Raw genomic sequence first — 17056 nt, forward strand, 5'->3', positions numbered from 1 at the left:
AGCCTGCGAACATCTCCGGCAACATCTTGACAAGGCAAAAGCGTAACCTCTATTGTCTGACAACCTGACTACCAAGGTTTTTTCCATGCTTGAGCTCCAGCGCCCTGACTCACTCGTTGTACGGGTTGTCAGCGCCATCCGCGCCGAAATCGATTCTGGCCAATTGGCGCCCGAGTCGCGTTTGCCCACTGAACAGCAACTGGCTGAACAACTGAACGTCAGCCGCTCGGTGGTGCGCGAAGCCATTGCCCAACTCAAGGCCGATGGTGTGCTGACAGCCAAGCGTGGCCTGGGCTCATTTATCTCGCAAACCCCTGCGGGCACGGTGTTTCGCTTCCCGGAAAAAAACGGTCGTCGTCCGGACCTGGCGCAAATGTTCGAAGTGCGCCTGTGGATCGAAACCCAGGCCGCCTCGATCGCCGCCCAACGCCGTGATGCCGACGACCTGCAGCGCATGCAGAAGGCGCTGCAGGAAATGCACGACCAGCGCGCCGACTTCGAGGCCGCCGCCCTCGCCGATGTCGAGTTTCATCGCGCCATCGCCGAAGCCAGCAAGAATGACTACTTTGTCGCCTTCCACGACTTTCTGCGCAGCCAGTTGGCCAGTGCGCGCAAAACCGCCTGGGAAAACTCGGCGTCGCGTTTTGCCAGTGGCTCGGCCGACGCCACCCAGGAACACCAAGCGCTTTACCAGGCCATCGCCGACGGTGACGCCCAAGCGGCCGCTGCCAATGCCGAAGCGCACCTGCGCGCAGCGGCCAAACGCCTGCAACTTGAGCTGCCTGCCACGAACTGAATGATCCAAGCTTTGTGCAGCGTGCCTCAGGCACGCCATTTTTTAACAAAAACATTAGTCTGACAACCTGATAAGCAGACTGAAATGTGCAGCCCTTAGGTACTCCAAACCATGATTTACGACTTCTGCATCATCGGCGGTGGCATCGTCGGCCTGGCCACTGCGATGGAGCTGCTCAAACGCCAGCCCAACGCCTCACTGGTGATCCTGGAAAAAGAAGCCTCGCTGGCCAAGCACCAGACCGGGCATAACAGCGGGGTGATTCACGCCGGCATCTACTACGCCCCCGGCAGCCTCAAGGCCGATCTGTGCAAACGCGGCGCCGAGGCCACCAAACGGTTTTGCCGCGAACACGGGATCAAGTTCGAGGTGTGCGGCAAGTTGCTGGTGGCCTCCACGCCCCTGGAAATGCAGCGCATGGAGGCACTTTATGCGCGCTCGCAGTTGAATGAGCTGAAGGTCGAACGCCTGGACGCCGACCAACTGCGCCAGCGCGAACCCAACATCATCGGTCTGGGCGGCTTGTTTCTCGATGCGACCGGCATTGTCGATTACCGCGAAGTCTGCGAAACCATGGCCCAGGTGATTCGCCGACAAGGCGGTGAGATCTGCCTGGAACGCACCGTCACCGCCATTTCGGAAGACACCGACAAGGTCACCGTCAACACCCGCGGCGAAGCCTGGCAAGCCAGGCACCTGGTGGTCTGCGCCGGCCTGCAGTCGGATCGGCTGGCGACGATGGCCGGGGTCAAGATCGACCACCAGATCATTCCCTTTCGCGGCGAATACTTCCGCCTGCCGGCCTCGAAGAACAACCTCGTCAACCACCTGATCTACCCGATTCCGGACCCGGAACTGCCGTTCCTCGGCGTACACCTGACGCGGATGATCGACGGCAGCATCACGGTCGGCCCCAACGCCGTGCTGGGCCTGGGCCGGGAGAACTACCGCAAGTTCTCGATCAACTGGCGCGACGTGGCGCAGTACGCCAGCTTCCCCGGTTTCTGGAAAACTCTCTGGCAGAACCTGGGTTCGGGCAGCGTCGAGATGAAAAACTCACTGTTCAAGTCCGGCTACCTGGAGCAATGCCGCAAGTACTGCCCGTCGTTGAACCGCGAAGATCTGCTGCCCTACGAAGCAGGCATCCGCGCCCAGGCCGTGATGCGCGACGGCAGCCTGGTCCACGACTTTCTGTTCGCCCAGACGCCCCGCATGCTCCATGTCTGCAACGCGCCCTCACCCGCCGCCACCTCGGCGATTCCCATCGGCGAAATGATCGCCGATCGCATGTTCACACCCGGCTGACACCGCATCCCCGGCCCTTCCCGGGCCATCGCCACAAGCGTCACTTTGACAATAAATATAATGACTCAGAAGGAAGTACAGAATGACGGCAACACCGCATACCGCTGCCCCGGAAACGCCGGCACAAAGCAAAAAACGCCTGCGCAAAGTCGCCGCCGCCACGATCTTCGGATCGATGCTGGAGTGGTACGACTTTTACCTGTACGCCACCATGGAGGCCATCGTGTTCTCGAAGATCTTCTTCGACAACAGTGACCCGAAAACCGCCTCGCTCATGGCCTTTTCCACCTTCGCCATCGGCTTTATCGCCCGACCGTTCGGCGGCATTCTGTTCGGCTACCTGGGCGACAAGTTCGGCCGCAAACAGGTGCTGGTATTGACCTTCTGCATGATGGGCGTGTGTACCACGCTGATCGGCCTGATCCCCAGCTATGCCTCCATCGGCATCTGGGCGCCGATCATCCTGGTGTTCATCAGGATCATCCAGGGCCTGGGCGCCGGGGCCGAGTTGTCGGGCGCGGCGGTCACTTCCTACGAGCACGCGTCGGAAGGCAAGCGCGGTAGCCAGGGCGCCTGGCCGGCGTTGGGCCTGAACCTGGGCCTGCTGCTGTCGTCATTGACCGTGTACCTGCTGACCATCAATGGCAACGACTTCATGCTGGCAGGCGGCTGGCGTATCCCGTTCATCTGCAGTATCGCGTTGGTGGGCGTCGGCCTGTGGGTGCGCAACAGCATTCCGGAAACCCCGGAGTTCAAGGAGCTGAGCCAGGCACCCAAGGTCGCCAAGCCTTCGCCACTCAAAGCGCTGTTCAAGAACGATCTCAAGGGGTTGGCGGTGGTGTTCTTCGTAGCCATTGGCTACAACGCCCTGAGCTATATCTTCAAGACGTTTTCCCTGGCCTACCTGACTCAATTCAAAGGCGTCGATGTGCACGTCACGTCGCTGTCGGTGACCATTGCCAGCCTGATCGCCATCGTCGCGGTGCCGTGCTTCGGCTGGCTGTGCGACAAATGGAGCAGCAAAAAAGTGCTGGTACTCGGCGGCGTCTGCTCGCTGTTGTTTGCCTACCCGTTCCTGGCCCTGCTCGACACTGGCGACAGCCTAATGATCTACATTGCCATCGGCGTCGGCACCGGCCTGCTCGCTCCCATGATGTTCGCGCCCCAGGGCTCGTTCTTAAGCCGTCAATTCCCGACCCAGACGCGCTCCTCGGGCTTCGGCACCGGCCGCGAAATCGGCACCGCTATCGCTGGCGGCCTGGCACCGCTGGGAGCCTTGTCCCTGGTGGCCGCGTCACCGACCCACGCCACAGGCGGGGTGGTGATTATCCTCGCGATTGCGGCACTGCTGGTGGTGGTGTTCGCCCTGTGCGACCAGGGCCGTAAACACTCGACCTTCAAGAACTGAGCGAAAAACCTCGGTCGGCTTCAGCGCGGGGGCCAGGTGTTGGCCTGAGCCCTTGCGCATGACCGACGTCAAGGTCGCCCTTCACGTAACCGGGTAACCTAAAAAATGTGAGATGAGTATTCACTCCCCCGAAGAAACCCTAGGAGCACCCGTTGAAAACCCGTCACTGCCTCGTCGTCCTCTTCCTGATCACGACGTTGACGTTACTCATGGATATACCGGTCAAGACGTGGCTGACCTCAGCGACCCTCAGTTTGCTGCTCGGCACTTGCGCGCTGGTGTACATGGCGGCGTCCTGTGTACTGGCCAGTCGCTGGTCGGTGGTGGAGAACGTGTTTGGCGGCCTGGATCGCGTCTATGAAGTACACAAGTGGTTGGGCATCTGGGCGCTGGTGTTCGCCACGTATCACTTTGTGTTCAAAGCTAACCTGGATGTGTGGAACAGCGTGCCCATCCTCGAGCTGCCCAAATACTGGACGCGCCTCGTCCGTCAACTGAGCTACGTGGCGCTGGGCCTGATCGTGCTGTTGGCGTTGAACCGCAACATTCCTTACAACGTCTGGCGCTGGTGGCACAAATTGTCTGGCCCGCTGTTCCTGATCGTGATCCTGCACGGGCTGAGTTTCAAATCGCCAATCACTCTGACCGCGCCATCGGGCGTCTGGTTAACCTTGTGCTGCAGCCTGGGCGTCATCGGAGCCCTCTATAAACTGGTGCTTTACCCCTGGGTTGGGCGTGCCGGCGAATACCGGGTGACGGCCGTCAACCGTGCCAACGGTGCGTTGCATTTGACACTGGCGCCGATTCACAACGGGTTTGACTTCAAGGCCGGGCAATTCGCGTTCCTGGCCATGCAGGTCAAAGGGTTGCGCGAGCCGCACCCCTTCACGATCGCCAGCGCCAACCGTGAGAACGGGCAGATTGCGTTCATGATCAGAGAGTTGGGGGATTACACCAACGCCCTGGCAGACTGCGCCAAGGTCGGCATGCGCGCCGATCTGTATGCGCCTTATGGGCGCTTCAAGCGTGCTGTGCAGGCCGAACGGGAAATCTGGATCGGCGCCGGCGTGGGCATTTCGCCGTTTATTTCCTGGCTGCAAGACCCTGCCGCCAAAGACTTCGACAAAGCCACGCTGGTCTATTGCTTCACGCCCGCGCGCGCCTTCCCGCCGGCCGAACAGGTGCAGACCATGGCCCGCTTACGGGGTGCGCAATTCGTCAGTAATGCCGGCGGCCTCGAACGCTTGGCCGACACCCTGCGCCAAGCCGTGGCCGAGACCGACCCTGACAAAGTGCATATCAGCTTCTGCGGCCCCAAAGGCTTGCTGGTCAAGGTTCGCGAGCTGATGAACGCCCACCGGATTCCACCGGCCAACCTGCACAGCGAACGGTTCGAGTTTCGCTGAAACCACAGGACGCAGGTCAACCCAGCACCTGAAGGGGGTTTGGCGGTGGACGTAAACTGGCATGATAGCGCCCATCCCACAACCTTCTCTGACTTGCGAGACGCCCCATGAAAACCCCATTGCGACTGGCCCTGCTTTCAGCCCTGTTGACCACCGGCCTGGCCCAGGCGGCCGAGCTGATCCCCATCGACGTACACCGCGACGCCAACTGCGGCTGCTGCAAACAATGGATCCGCCATCTGGAAAGCCACGGTTTCAAGGTCAATGATCACGTTGAGACCGATATGAGCGCGGTCAAACAACGCCTCGGCGTCGCGCCGCGCCTGGGCTCGTGCCATACCGCCGTGATCGACGGCAAGTTCGTCGAAGGTCACGTACCCGCCGAGCACGTGTTGGCGCTGCGCAAGCGCGATGATCTGCTCGGTATCGCCGCGCCGGGCATGCCCATGGGTTCGCCCGGCATGGAAATGGACGGCCACGGCGACGCCTACCAAGTCATCGGCCTGACCCGCGACGGTAAAGATGTGGTGGTGGCCGACTACCCGGCACACTGATCGATGCTGACGGGTTACCTGGGGCTGTTTTTTGCGGCATTCGGCGCCGCCACCCTCCTGCCCTTGCAATCGGAAGCCGTGCTGGTGGGCCTGCTGCTCAGCGGGCATTACAGCCTGTGGTGGCTGCTGGGCATTGCGACGCTGGGCAACGTGCTCGGCTCGCTGGTCAATTGGCTGCTGGGGCGCTCGATCGAGCACTTCAAGGCGCGCCGCTGGTTTCCGGTCAACGCCCGGCAACTGGACAAGGCGCGCCGCCACTACGAACGCTGGGGGCATTGGACGTTATTGCTCAGTTGGGTGCCGATCATTGGCGACCCGCTGACCTTGATCGCCGGGGTGATGCGCGAACCGCTGTGGCGTTTTTTGCTGCTGGTGACCCTGGCCAAGGGCGTGCGGTATGGCGTGCTGGCCGCGCTGCCCCTGCACTGGGTGTTAATCCCCACTTAATCGCCTGCAAACAGCATCCGAGCTCCCCACTCGGAGCCCCGTCATGCCTCTACTGCGCACCTTTTGCCTTGCCGGCCTGCTCGCCGCCGGCGCAGCGCCCGCATTCGCCACCACCGAAGGCCCCAGCTACGGGCCTGAACTGCAGGGTTTCCAATACCCTTATCCGGTTCAACAGTTCCGTTTTCAGTCCCAGGGCAAATCCCTGCACATGGGCTACATGGACATCCCGGCCAGCGGCACCGCCAACGGTCGCAGCGTGGTGCTGCTGCACGGCAAGAACTTCTGCGGCGCCACATGGGAGGGTTCGATCAAGGCGCTGAGCGACGCCGGTTACCGCGTGATCGCACCCGACCAGATCGGCTTCTGCACCTCGAGCAAGCCCGACAGCTACCAGTACAGCTTCCAGCAACTGGCGATCAATACCCACCAACTGCTGGAAAAACTCGGCATTCAGAAGGTCACCCTGCTCGGCCACTCCACCGGCGGCATGCTCGCCACCCGATACGCGCTGCTGTACCCAGAGCAAACCGAGCAACTGGCGCTGGTCAACCCGATCGGCCTGGAAGACTGGAAAGCCCTCGGCGTGCCTTATCGCAGCGTCGACCAATGGTACGAACGCGAATTGCAGGTGAGCGCCGACGGCATCCGCAACTACGAGCGCGACACCTACTACGCCGGCCACTGGAAGCCCGAATATGAGCGCTGGGTACAGATGCTCGCCGGCATGAACAAAGGCCCCGGCCACACCCAGGTGGCATGGAACTCGGCGCTGATTTACGACATGATCTTCACCCAGCCGGTGTACTACGAGTTCAAGGACCTGCAGGTGCCCACGCTGTTGCTGATCGGCACCAGCGACACCACCGCCATCGGCAAAGACCTCGCGCCGCCGGCGGTAAAGGCAAAGATCGGGCACTACGCGGTGCTGGGCAAACAGGTAGCCAAGTTGATCCCCCGCGCCACCCTGGTGGAATTCCCCGGCCTGGGCCACGCACCGCAGATGGAAGAACCGGCGCAGTTCCACAAGGCCTTGCTGCAGGGGCTCGACCACCTTTAATCCAACGTTATAAGAGGCGCCCGCGTATGTCGCTACAGATTGCAGTCATTGATGATTGGCAGGACGTCGCCCGTGATGTGGTGGACTGGTCAGCCCTGGCGGCGCTCGGCCAGGTGCATTTTCTGCATGATTACCCGGCGGACACCGCCACAATGGTCGAGCGCCTGAAAGGCTTCGACGTGATCTGCGTGATGCGCGAACGTTCGACCTTCGATAGCCCGTTGCTGCAAGGCCTGCCCAACCTCAAGCTGCTGGTGACCGGTGGCATGCGCAACGCCGCCATCGACCTTGCCGCCGCCAAAGCCCTGGGTATCCAGGTGTGCGGCACCGACAGCTATAAACACGCGGCACCGGAGCTGACGTGGGCGTTGATCATGGCGTCCACGCGCAACCTGCTGGCCGAAGCCAATTCCCTGCGCGCCGGTCACTGGCAGGTGGGCCTGGGCGGCGACCTGCATGGCCAGACCCTGGGGATCCTGGGGCTGGGCAGCATTGGCCAGAAGGTCGCGCAATTTGCCCAGGTGTTCGGGATGCGGGTGATTGCCTGGAGTGAAAACCTTACACCGCAACGCGCGGCGGAATCCGGGGTGACGTGGGTCAGCAAGCGCGACTTGTTCGCACAGGCCGATATTCTCACCATCCACCTGGTCCTCAGCGAGCGTAGCCGTGGGCTGGTGGATGCCGAGGCGCTCGGCTGGATGAAGCCGACGGCACGCCTGGTCAATACGGCACGCGGGCCGATCGTAGACGAACCGGCGCTGCTGGAGGCCTTGAGCAACGGCCGCCTGGCGGGAGCCGCGCTGGATGTGTATGCCGAGGAGCCACTGCCGGTCGATCATCCGTTGCGCCGTTTGCCTAACGTGCTGGCCACTCCCCACGTCGGGTATGTCAGCGAGCAGAATTACCGGCAGTTCTATCAGCAGATGATTGCCGATATCCAGGCTTGGGCCGCGGGCACGCCCATTCGCGTGCTCGGCTGACGCACCAATTCAGCGCACGCGCACTGCGGTGACGAGGCACCTGCTCCCGAAACGCCCCTGAAGCGGGGCGCCAGCCCACCAACCGGACCGAGCGCCCTCGCTACGCACTGTCCGCGGATCGCCAGGCGCCCACACCGTGTTCCAACGTCGCATATCGTTACAAGTTTTTTTGTCCTACAAAATTTCCACATAAACCCTACAGTCTTTAGGATTTGTCCTAGACTCAAGCTCGATGGGTCCGTTCAAAAACAAAAGCCCCGCAAAAAATCGAAACTTTCAAACTCTGCCGTAGGTCAGGTTTAGGGTAAGGCGTGCATAAGCGGTTCAGACCGAATGCCCGTCCATCCAATCTATTTCAGCTAACCGTGCAACTGGCACAAGCCTTGCCAGTTTGTATAGCGCTTGTGCGTCTGGCCGCAGGAAGCGGTCTTCGGAGCTAGTGGCAGCGGGCCACCAGCCAACCAACATGTGGGAGAGAACTATGATCAGTGCCGCTGCTGTAGAAACTCAGGGAGAGCGTTTTAGTAAATCGGCAGGGGGGCCAACATCGTTGGTCGATCTGCCCAATGCTGTGCGGCCGGTCGTGAGTCATAACCCCAATCGAAAGAAAGTCTTGTTCGTCACTTCCGAATTTGCCGACCTGGTCAAGACCGGCGGCCTAGGCGACGTTTCCGCCGCCCTGCCCCGCGCCATGGGGCACTTGCACGATGTGCGCGTGCTGATCCCCGGTTACCCGCAGGTGATGGAAAGCGACAACCCGATCCATATCATCGGCGAACTGGGTGGCCACGCCGCGCTGCCGCCATGCAAGATCGGGCGCATGGACCTCAAGGATGGCCTGGTTATCTACGTACTGATCTGCCCCGAACTGTACGAGCGCGAAGGCACGCCCTATGGCGCCAACAACGGCCGCGACTGGCCGGACAACCACATCCGCTTCGCGCGCCTGGGCCTGGCCGCTGCCGACATGGCCGCCAACCTCGCCCAGATCCACTGGTGCCCGGACCTGGTGCATGCCCACGACTGGCCCGCCGGCCTGGCCCCCGCCTATATGCACTGGCGTGGGTCACGCACACCGACCCTGTTCACCATCCACAACCTGGCATACCAGGGCGTGGTTAGCCTGGCCTCCACGCCGGAGCTGGGCATTCCGCCCCATGCGCTGCAACAGGAAGGCATGGAGTTCTACGGCAAGATGTCGTTCCTCAAGGCGGGGATGGCCTACTCCAGCCACATCACCACCGTGAGCGCCACCTACGCCCAGGAAATCACCACCCCGGAATTCGGCTGCGGCCTGGACGGCTTCCTCGCCAGCAAGACCCAGCAAGGCTTGCTCAGCGGCATTCCCAACGGCATCGATGAAAGCTGGGAAGCCTCCACCGACACGCACCTGACCCACAACTTCAATATCGGCGATTGGGAAGGCAAGGCGGTCAACGCCGCCCACGTGCGCAACCTGTTTGGCCTGCATGACTCCACCGGGCCGCTGTTCGCCGTGGTCTCGCGGCTGGTCTATCAAAAAGGCCTGGACCTGACCGAAGCGGTCGCCAGCTTTATCGTCGAGAACGGCGGCCAGATCGCGATCATCGGTCGTGGCGAGCCGGAAGAAGAACAGGCCATGCGCGAACTGGCGCTGCGTTTCCCGGGCCAGGTCGGTGTACGCATCGGCTTCAACGAAACCGACGCCCGCCGCATGTTTGCCGGCAGCGACTTCCTGCTGATGCCGTCGCGCTATGAACCGTGCGGCTTGAGCCAGATGTACGCGCAGCGTTTCGGCTCGCTGCCGGTGGCGCGCAACACCGGCGGCCTGGCGGACACCATCGAAGACGGCGTCACCGGGTTTCTGTTCAACGAGTCCACCGTGGACAGCTACCGCGAAGCCCTGAACCGTGCGTTCAAAGTGTTCGCCTACCCAGGCCTGCTCAACGCCATGCGCTGCCGGGCGATGACCCAACCGTTCAACTGGTGCCAGGCGGTCGAACCCTATGCCGAACTGTATGAACAACTGGTGGCCAAGGCGCTGGGGAAATCGACTAAATAATCAAGGGAGGTCTTCATAGATGCCGTTACGGACTCTGGAAACCTGGCCCCACGGCGCAATCATGCTGGACGCGCAACACACGCGTTTCGCCTTGTGGGCGCCAGACGCGTTTTATGTCAGCGTTGAATTGCAAGATGGCCGCTCGGTCGCCATGCTGCCCCAGGCAAATGGCTGGTTCGAAACGGAGATAAAGTGCCCCGCAGGCACGCGCTACCGCTACAACATCGATGGGGAAATGGATGTCCCCGATCCCGCATCCAGGGCCCAGGCCTCGGACGTGCATGGCTGGAGCCTGGTGGTCGACCCGCTCGCCTATGAATGGCGACACCACCCATGGCAGGGCCGCCCCTGGCATGAAGCGGTGATCTACGAGCTGCATGTCGGCGCGCTGGGCGGCTTCGCAGCCGTCGAGCAGCACCTGCCACGCCTGGCCGAACTGGGCGTTACCGCGATTGAGTTGATGCCCCTGGCGCAATTTCCCGGCGAGCGCAATTGGGGCTACGACGGCGTGCTGCCCTACGCGCCGCACGCCGCCTACGGCAGCCCCGAACAGCTCAAGCATCTGATCGACAGCGCCCATGAACACGGGCTCGCGGTCTTGCTCGACGTGGTCTACAACCACTTCGGCCCCGATGGCAACTACCTGGGCCAGTACGCCAAAGACTTCTTCCAGCAAGATGTGCATACGCCATGGGGCGCCGGCATCGACTTTGCGCGGCGTGAAGTGCGGGACTTCTTTCTGGACAACGCCCTGATGTGGCTGCTCGACTACCGCTTCGACGGCCTGCGCCTGGACGCGGTACACGCCATCGACAACCCCGGTTTCCTGCGGGAACTGGCGCACCGGGTGCGCCAGCAGGTCGACATCGGTCGTCATGTTTGGCTGGTGCTGGAAAACGAACTGAACCAGGCCAGCCTGCTGAAACACGATTTCGATGCGCAATGGAACGACGACTTCCACAACGTATTGCATGTGCTGCTGACCGGCGAAACCGATGCCTACTACAGCGACTTTGCCCAAGCGCCTACCGCCAAACTCGCACGTTGCCTCAGCGACGGTTTTGTCTACCAAGGCCACACCACACGCCACGGGCATGCACGCGGCGAACCCAGCAGCGGCTTGCCGCCCACCGCCTTCGTGGCGTTCTTGCAGAACCATGACCAGATCGGCAACCGCGCCCTCGGCGAACGCCTGCACCAACTGTGTTCGCCCCAGGCGCTGAAGGCGGCGACCACCTTGCTACTGATGTCGCCGATGATCCCGTTGCTATTCATGGGCGATGAAGTCAACGCCAGCGAGCCGTTTCTGTTTTTCACTGACCACCATGGCGAACTGGCTGAAGCGGTACGCGAAGGACGTCGCAATGAATTCGCCGATTTCGCCGCGTTCCACGACCCCGAGCGGCGCGAGCGGATTCCCGATCCCAACGCGCTGCCGACCTTCGAGCAATCGGCGCCGTCATTCGCCGCCAACGAACACACCGAGTTCTATCGCCACCTGCTGCGCCTGCGCCACCAGCATATCGTGCCGCACCTGCCCGGCAGCGTGGCCCTCGGTGCGCAGGTGCTGGCAGACCGCGCCGTCAGTGCGCGTTGGCGCCTGGGCAACGGCAGCCTGTTACAGATCGACCTGAACCTGAGTGCCACGGCCCTGGATCACCCCGCTGCGCAGCATGTGCTGTTCCAAACGCCAGCGCATGACCACGCGCACCTGGCGCCCTTCAGCGCACGCGTTACCCTATCCCCTGTTGGAGAGCACCCTTGAGCGAAGCGAACCTGGAAATCCTCGCCGGCCGAGCGGGCCTGGCGGTCGATTGGATCGACGCAAACGGCCGCCCGCAACGTGTCAAACCGGACGCCCTGCGCGCCGTCCTCAAAGGCCTGGGCCATCCGGCCGACAGCGATGCCGAGATCGACGCCAGCCTGCGAGACCTGGAGCAAGTGCAACAGGACAAACACCTGCCGCCCTTGCTCACCGTCGACAGCGGCGAAGGCCTGGACCTGGCGCGCTACTTCGCACCCGACACCGTCTGCCGGGTCAGCCTCGAGGAGGGCGAAGTCCTCGAATTACGCCTCGACGGCAACGCGGTACTGCCCGGCGTGATCGCCCTCGGCTACCACCAAGTGCATATCGCCGACCAGGCCTTCACCCTGGCCGTGGCCCCTCGTCACTGCTACAGCGTCGCCGATGCCGTCGACAGTCAAACCCCACGTGCCTGGGGCCTGAGCGCCCAGTTGTACGCCCTGCGCCGCCTCGGCGACGGCGGGTTCGGCGACACCCTGGCGCTGGAACACCTGGCCCGCTCGGCCGCCGAACGCGGTGCCGACGCGCTGGCGATCAGCCCGATGCACGCGATGTTCAGCGCCGACCCCGAGCGCTACAGCCCGTACTCGCCGTCGAGCCGCCTGTTTCTCAATAGCCTGTACGCATCACCCGGCTGCATCCTGGGTGAGCGCCAGGTGCGCAATGCCATCGAGGCCTGCGGTCTGGCCGACGAGCTGCACACCCTCGAACAACACACCCTGATCGACTGGCCCACCGCAGCCAAGGCCAAACACCGCCTGTTGCGTGCCCTGTACGACGACTTCCGCCACGGTCAACACCCGCAACACGCCGACTTCCTCAGTTTCCGCCAAGCGGGCGGTGAAGCCCTGGAGAACCACTGCCGTTTCGAAGCGGTCCAGGCCGCGCGCGCCGCCGCTGGCGAAGACCTCGACTGGCGCCATTGGCCAGAGCAATGGCGCAGCCCGCAAAGCCCGGCACTCCTGCGCTTCGCCGAGGAAAACCGCGACGACATCGGCTTCTACGCCTTCGGCCAATGGCTGATCGCGCGCTGCCTGGAACGCGCCCAACAAGCCGCCCGAGGCAGTGGCATGAGCATCGGCCTGATCGCCGACCTGGCCGTCGGCGCCGACGGTGGCGGCAGCCAGGCCTGGAGCCGCCAGGATGAATTGCTCGCCGGCCTGACCGTCGGCGCGCCGCCGGACATTCTCAACCGCGCCGGCCAAGGCTGGGGCATCTCCGCCTTCGCTCCGGAAGGTCTCAAGCGCCACGGCTTCCGTGCGTTTATCGAGATGCTGCGGGCCAATTTCGCCCATGCCGGCGGCTTGCGTATCGACCATGTGATGGGCCTGCAACGCCTGTGGGTGATGCCCATGGATGCCTCGCCCCAGGACGGCGCCTACCTGTATTACCCGGTGGACGATCTGTTGCGTCTGCTGGCGCTGGAATCGCACCGCCACCAGGCCATCGTCCTCGGCGAAGACCTCGGCACCGTGCCCGACGGCCTGCGCGACAAACTCATCGGCCGCTCGATTCTGGGCATGCGCGTGCTGCTGTTCGAACAGGGTCATGATGGCCAATTCAAGCCGATCCTCGACTGGCCGGACAACGCCCTGGCCACCACCAGCACCCACGACCTGCCAACCCTCAATGGCTGGTGGCACAGCCGCGACATCGACTGGAACGTCCAGCTCGGCCTGATCGATGCGCCCACCACGGAGCAATGGCGCGAGCACCGCCTGCGCGAACGCCAGGCACTGCGCCAGGCCTTGAGCCAGGACCCGCAGAACTTCGTCGATGAAGTGCGCAATGAAACCGACCACATGATCGACGCCAGCGTACGCTACCTCGGCCACACCCGCGCGCCGCTGGTGCTGCTGCCGCTGGAAGATGCCTTGGGCCTCGAAGAACAAGCCAACCTGCCCGGCACCGTCGACACCCACCCCAATTGGCGCCGCCGCCTGCCGGGTGAGGCGGCGAGCCTGCTCGACAACGCGGGGGCCGCGCGCCGCCTGGAACTGCTGGCGGTGGCGCGCAATCAAGCCCATGAGCGTGACCGATGAAGGCTCTGCCCCTGCGCGCTACCCAGCGCCTGCAGTTTCATAAAGGGTTCACCCTCGATGACGCGGTGGCTCTGGTGCCGTACTTTGCCCGGCTGGGCATCAGCCATCTGTATGCCTCACCGCTACTCAGTGCCCGCGCAGGTTCCATGCATGGCTATGACGTGGTCGACCCCACCACCGTCAACCCGGAGCTGGGCGGCGAAGCCGCGTTGCGCCGCCTGGTGGCCGCCCTGCGCGAACACGACATGGGGCTGATCCTCGATATCGTATCCAACCACATGGCCGTGGGCGGCGCCGACAACCCCTGGTGGCTCGACCTGCTGGAATGGGGCCGGTTGAGTCCCTACTGCGAATTCTTCGACATTCAATGGCACTCGCCCGACCCGCTGCTCAAGGGCCAATTGCTCATGCCGTTCCTCGGCTGCGACTACGGCGAAGCCCTGCAAGCCGGCACGTTGACCCTGCACTTCGACGCCGCGCACGGCAGTTTTTCCGTCGAGCACTACGAACACCGCTTCCCGATCTGCCCACAAGATTACGCGACGATTCTGGGCGCCGATGAACTGCTCAAGCCCCTCGCCGACCGCTTCAGCACCCTCGCCTACCAGAGCGATGCCTACGCCGAAGCGGCCTGGCTCAAACAAGCCCTGGCCGAACGCGCCACCGACAACGCCGTGCGGCAGGCCATCGAACAGCGGCTGGGCACCTTCGACGCACGCCAGCCCGAAGGGTTCCAGCGCCTGCACGGGCTGTTGGAGCAACAGGCCTATCGCCTGGCCAGTTGGCGCACCGCGGCGGACGATATCAACTGGCGGCGCTTCTTCGATGTCAACGATCTGGGCGGCCTGCGCGTAGAACGCAGCGCCGTGTTCGAAGCCACCCACGGCAAGATCTTCGAGTTGATCAGCCAGGGGCTGGTCGATGGCCTGCGCATCGACCATATCGACGGGCTGGCCGACCCACGCGGGTATTGCCGCAAGCTGCGGCGGCGGGTCGATACGCTGTCGCCCGAGCGTCACCTGCCGATTTTCGTCGAAAAAATCCTCGGCGAAGGCGAAACCCTGCGCGAGGACTGGCAGGTGGACGGCACCACCGGCTACGAATTCATGAACCAACTGTCGCTGCTGCAACACCGCCCGCAAGGCTTCGCAACGCTGGCCGAGCTGTGGACCCGGCACAGCGAACGGCCGTCGGCCTTTATCGAAGAAGCCTGGCTGGCGCGCCGGCAGATCCTCAACGGTTCTCTTGCCGGCGACTTCGAAAGCGTGGCCCAGGCCCTGCTGCAAGTGGCCCGCGACGACGTGATGAGCCGCGACCTGACCCTCGGCGCGATCCGCCGCGCCCTGCAGGAACTGATCGTGCATTTCCCGGTGTACCGCACCTACATCAGCGCCTGTGGCCGCAGCGAACGCGACGACACGTTTTTCCTGCAAGCCCTGGCGGGCGCGCGCAGCACCTTGAGCGAAGGCGACTGGCCGGTGCTGGACAACCTGGAAAAATGGTTGGGCGGCCAGCCGTGGCGCAATCGCCCGCTCGGCCGCGAGCGCAAGCTGCTCAAGCACGCCTGCGTGCGCTTCCAGCAATTGACCTCGCCGGCCGCCGCCAAAGCCGTGGAAGACACCGCGTTCTATCGCTCGGCGGTGTTGCTGTCGCGCAACGACGTGGGCTTCAGTACCGAACAGTTCAGCGCACCGCTGGCCGATTTTCACGCGGCCAATCAGCAGCGCTTGCAGGCGTTCCCCGATAACCTGCTGGCCACCGCCACCCACGACCACAAACGCGGTGAAGACAGCCGCGCCCGCCTCGCCGTGTTGAGTGAGTGCGCAGGGTGGTATGCCGAACAGGTGACGCATTGGCGCCGCCTCGCCGCGCCGCTGCGCAACGACGCCAGTTGCCCATCGGCAGGCGATGAGTTGATCCTCTATCAGGTACTGCTCGGCAGTTGGCCGCTGGACCTGCACCTGGACGACCGGCCAGCACTCGAAGCCTATCAACAACGCCTCTGGCAATGGCAACAAAAGGCCCTGCGCGAAGCCAAGTTGCAGAGCAGTTGGAGCGCGCCCAACGAGGCTTACGAACAGGGCGTGGAAACGTTTCTCACGCGCCTGCTGCTCAGCGACGCAGGCCGCGCACTGCGCACCGCCATCGGCGCCGCCGCCCAAGCGATTGCCCCCGCTGGCGCGCTCAATGGGCTGGCGCAATCCTTGCTTCGAGTCACAGTGCCGGGTGTGCCGGACCTGTACCAGGGCAATGAGTTCTGGGACTTCAGCCTGGTCGACCCGGACAACCGCCGCCCGGTGGATTTCAACGCACGGCAGCACGCGCTGGATACCCCACCGGACATCGGCAAGCTGTTGTTCAACTGGCGGGACGGGCGTATCAAACAAGCCTTGATCGCCCAGGTGCTGGCCTTGCGCAAGGCCCATCCTGAACTGTTCCATCGGGGCAGCTACACGCCCCTGGACGTGGTCGGTCGACACGCCGAGCACGTGGTCGCGTTCTGCCGCGAATACCAGGGCAAACGCGCACTGGTGGTGGTGCCGCGCTGGCCCTATCGCCTGCTGGAAAACGGTGTGCATCCCCAGGTCAATGCGCGGGTTTGGGGCGATACCCGAGTGAAATTACCGTTCGCCGCGCCAACCGAAAACTGGAAGGGACTTTTTCATACACGCGCAGTCACACCAGACAAGGAGCTGTTGATCAGCACTGCGCTGGGGGATTTCCCGGTCAACGTCTTTATCGATCCTGATGATCAATCAAGCTGAAATTTTCTGCGAGGAACATTGTGATGAGTACTGAAGACAAACGTGTTCGCGAATTCGCGTATCAGATCTGGGAATCGGAGGGCAAGCCGCAAGGTCAGGATGCGCGCCATTGGGAAATGGCCCGCAAGTTGGCAGAAGCCGAAGCACTGACACCCAGCAAGCCCAAACCCGCCGCCAAACCGAAAACCGCGCCCAAGCCGGCAGCAAAAGCCAAGCCGCCGGCAGCGGCCGCAGGCAAACCGGCCACGCCGGCGGCTAAAAAGCCGGCGGCCACAAAAAAGCCCAAGCCGTAAGCCCTGTGCCGTCATGAACCTCCGGCCGGCACCCCCGGCCGGAGGTCAGCCACTTGCCCGATTGTTAGCTGCCCCCTCGTCAGCAGGGCTACGTTCGGCCCGAAAAAAGACCCATGCAGGAGCAACACAATGAGCAAAGCCGATAAAAAACAGGCCCC

General features: G+C 63.1%; 13 protein-coding genes. All 13 read left to right on the top strand.

Annotated features, from left to right (window positions below; translation table 11 throughout):
* Window positions 1–85: 85 nt before the first annotated feature.
* The 13 genes from C5F70_RS10635 to C5F70_RS10695 all read left to right on the top strand — a co-directional run bounded on the left by C5F70_RS10635 (window position 86) and on the right by C5F70_RS10695 (window position 16898).
* Complete coding sequence (locus tag C5F70_RS10635) at window positions 86–796, top strand: FadR/GntR family transcriptional regulator (RefSeq protein WP_017846384.1); 711 nt, start codon at window positions 86–88, stop codon at window positions 794–796.
* A 111-nt stretch (window positions 797–907) separates the two neighbouring features.
* Window positions 908–2101: an L-2-hydroxyglutarate oxidase gene (gene lhgO / locus C5F70_RS10640; protein ID WP_017846385.1), complete on the top strand. Its 1194-nt coding sequence runs from the start codon at window positions 908–910 to the stop codon at window positions 2099–2101.
* Between the two features lie 82 nt (window positions 2102–2183).
* A complete protein-coding gene (locus C5F70_RS10645) occupies window positions 2184–3509 on the top strand; it encodes an MFS transporter (protein WP_104903267.1) in 1326 nt (441 codons plus the stop codon).
* Between the two features lie 152 nt (window positions 3510–3661).
* Window positions 3662–4915, top strand: a complete 1254-nt coding sequence (locus tag C5F70_RS10650) for a ferric reductase-like transmembrane domain-containing protein (RefSeq protein ID WP_104903268.1) — start codon at window positions 3662–3664, stop codon at window positions 4913–4915.
* Window positions 4916–5022: 107 nt separating this feature from the next.
* Complete coding sequence (locus C5F70_RS10655) at window positions 5023–5469, top strand: DUF411 domain-containing protein (protein ID WP_017846388.1); 447 nt, start codon at window positions 5023–5025, stop codon at window positions 5467–5469.
* A 3-nt stretch (window positions 5470–5472) separates the two neighbouring features.
* Window positions 5473–5916, top strand: coding sequence for a YqaA family protein (locus C5F70_RS10660; RefSeq protein WP_104903269.1), 444 nt, complete (start codon window positions 5473–5475; stop codon window positions 5914–5916).
* A gap of 43 nt (window positions 5917–5959) precedes the next feature.
* A complete protein-coding gene (locus tag C5F70_RS10665; protein WP_104903270.1) occupies window positions 5960–6973 on the top strand; it encodes an alpha/beta fold hydrolase in 1014 nt (337 codons plus the stop codon).
* Window positions 6974–6999: 26 nt separating this feature from the next.
* Window positions 7000–7953, top strand: a complete 954-nt coding sequence (locus tag C5F70_RS10670) for a D-2-hydroxyacid dehydrogenase family protein (RefSeq protein ID WP_017846391.1) — start codon at window positions 7000–7002, stop codon at window positions 7951–7953.
* A 484-nt stretch (window positions 7954–8437) separates the two neighbouring features.
* Window positions 8438–9994, top strand: coding sequence for a glycogen synthase GlgA (gene glgA / locus C5F70_RS10675; protein ID WP_371918431.1), 1557 nt, complete (start codon window positions 8438–8440; stop codon window positions 9992–9994).
* A 19-nt stretch (window positions 9995–10013) separates the two neighbouring features.
* Entirely contained in the window at window positions 10014–11759 is a 1746-nt protein-coding gene (treZ, locus tag C5F70_RS10680) for a malto-oligosyltrehalose trehalohydrolase (protein ID WP_026139954.1), read from the top strand.
* Window positions 11756–13840, top strand: coding sequence for a 4-alpha-glucanotransferase (gene malQ / locus C5F70_RS10685; RefSeq protein WP_046383595.1), 2085 nt, complete (start codon window positions 11756–11758; stop codon window positions 13838–13840). The genes treZ and malQ overlap by 4 nt, the downstream gene beginning before the upstream one ends.
* Window positions 13837–16605: a malto-oligosyltrehalose synthase gene (locus C5F70_RS10690; RefSeq protein WP_104903271.1), complete on the top strand. Its 2769-nt coding sequence runs from the start codon at window positions 13837–13839 to the stop codon at window positions 16603–16605. Before malQ ends, C5F70_RS10690 begins: the two co-directional genes overlap by 4 nt.
* A 23-nt stretch (window positions 16606–16628) precedes the next feature.
* Window positions 16629–16898: a DUF2934 domain-containing protein gene (locus C5F70_RS10695; RefSeq protein ID WP_017846396.1), complete on the top strand. Its 270-nt coding sequence runs from the start codon at window positions 16629–16631 to the stop codon at window positions 16896–16898.
* The last annotated feature ends 158 nt before the right edge of the window (window positions 16899–17056 follow it).

The organism is Pseudomonas sp. LH1G9 (assembly GCF_002949975.1).
Classification (GTDB): Bacteria; Pseudomonadota; Gammaproteobacteria; order Pseudomonadales; family Pseudomonadaceae; genus Aquipseudomonas; species Aquipseudomonas veronii.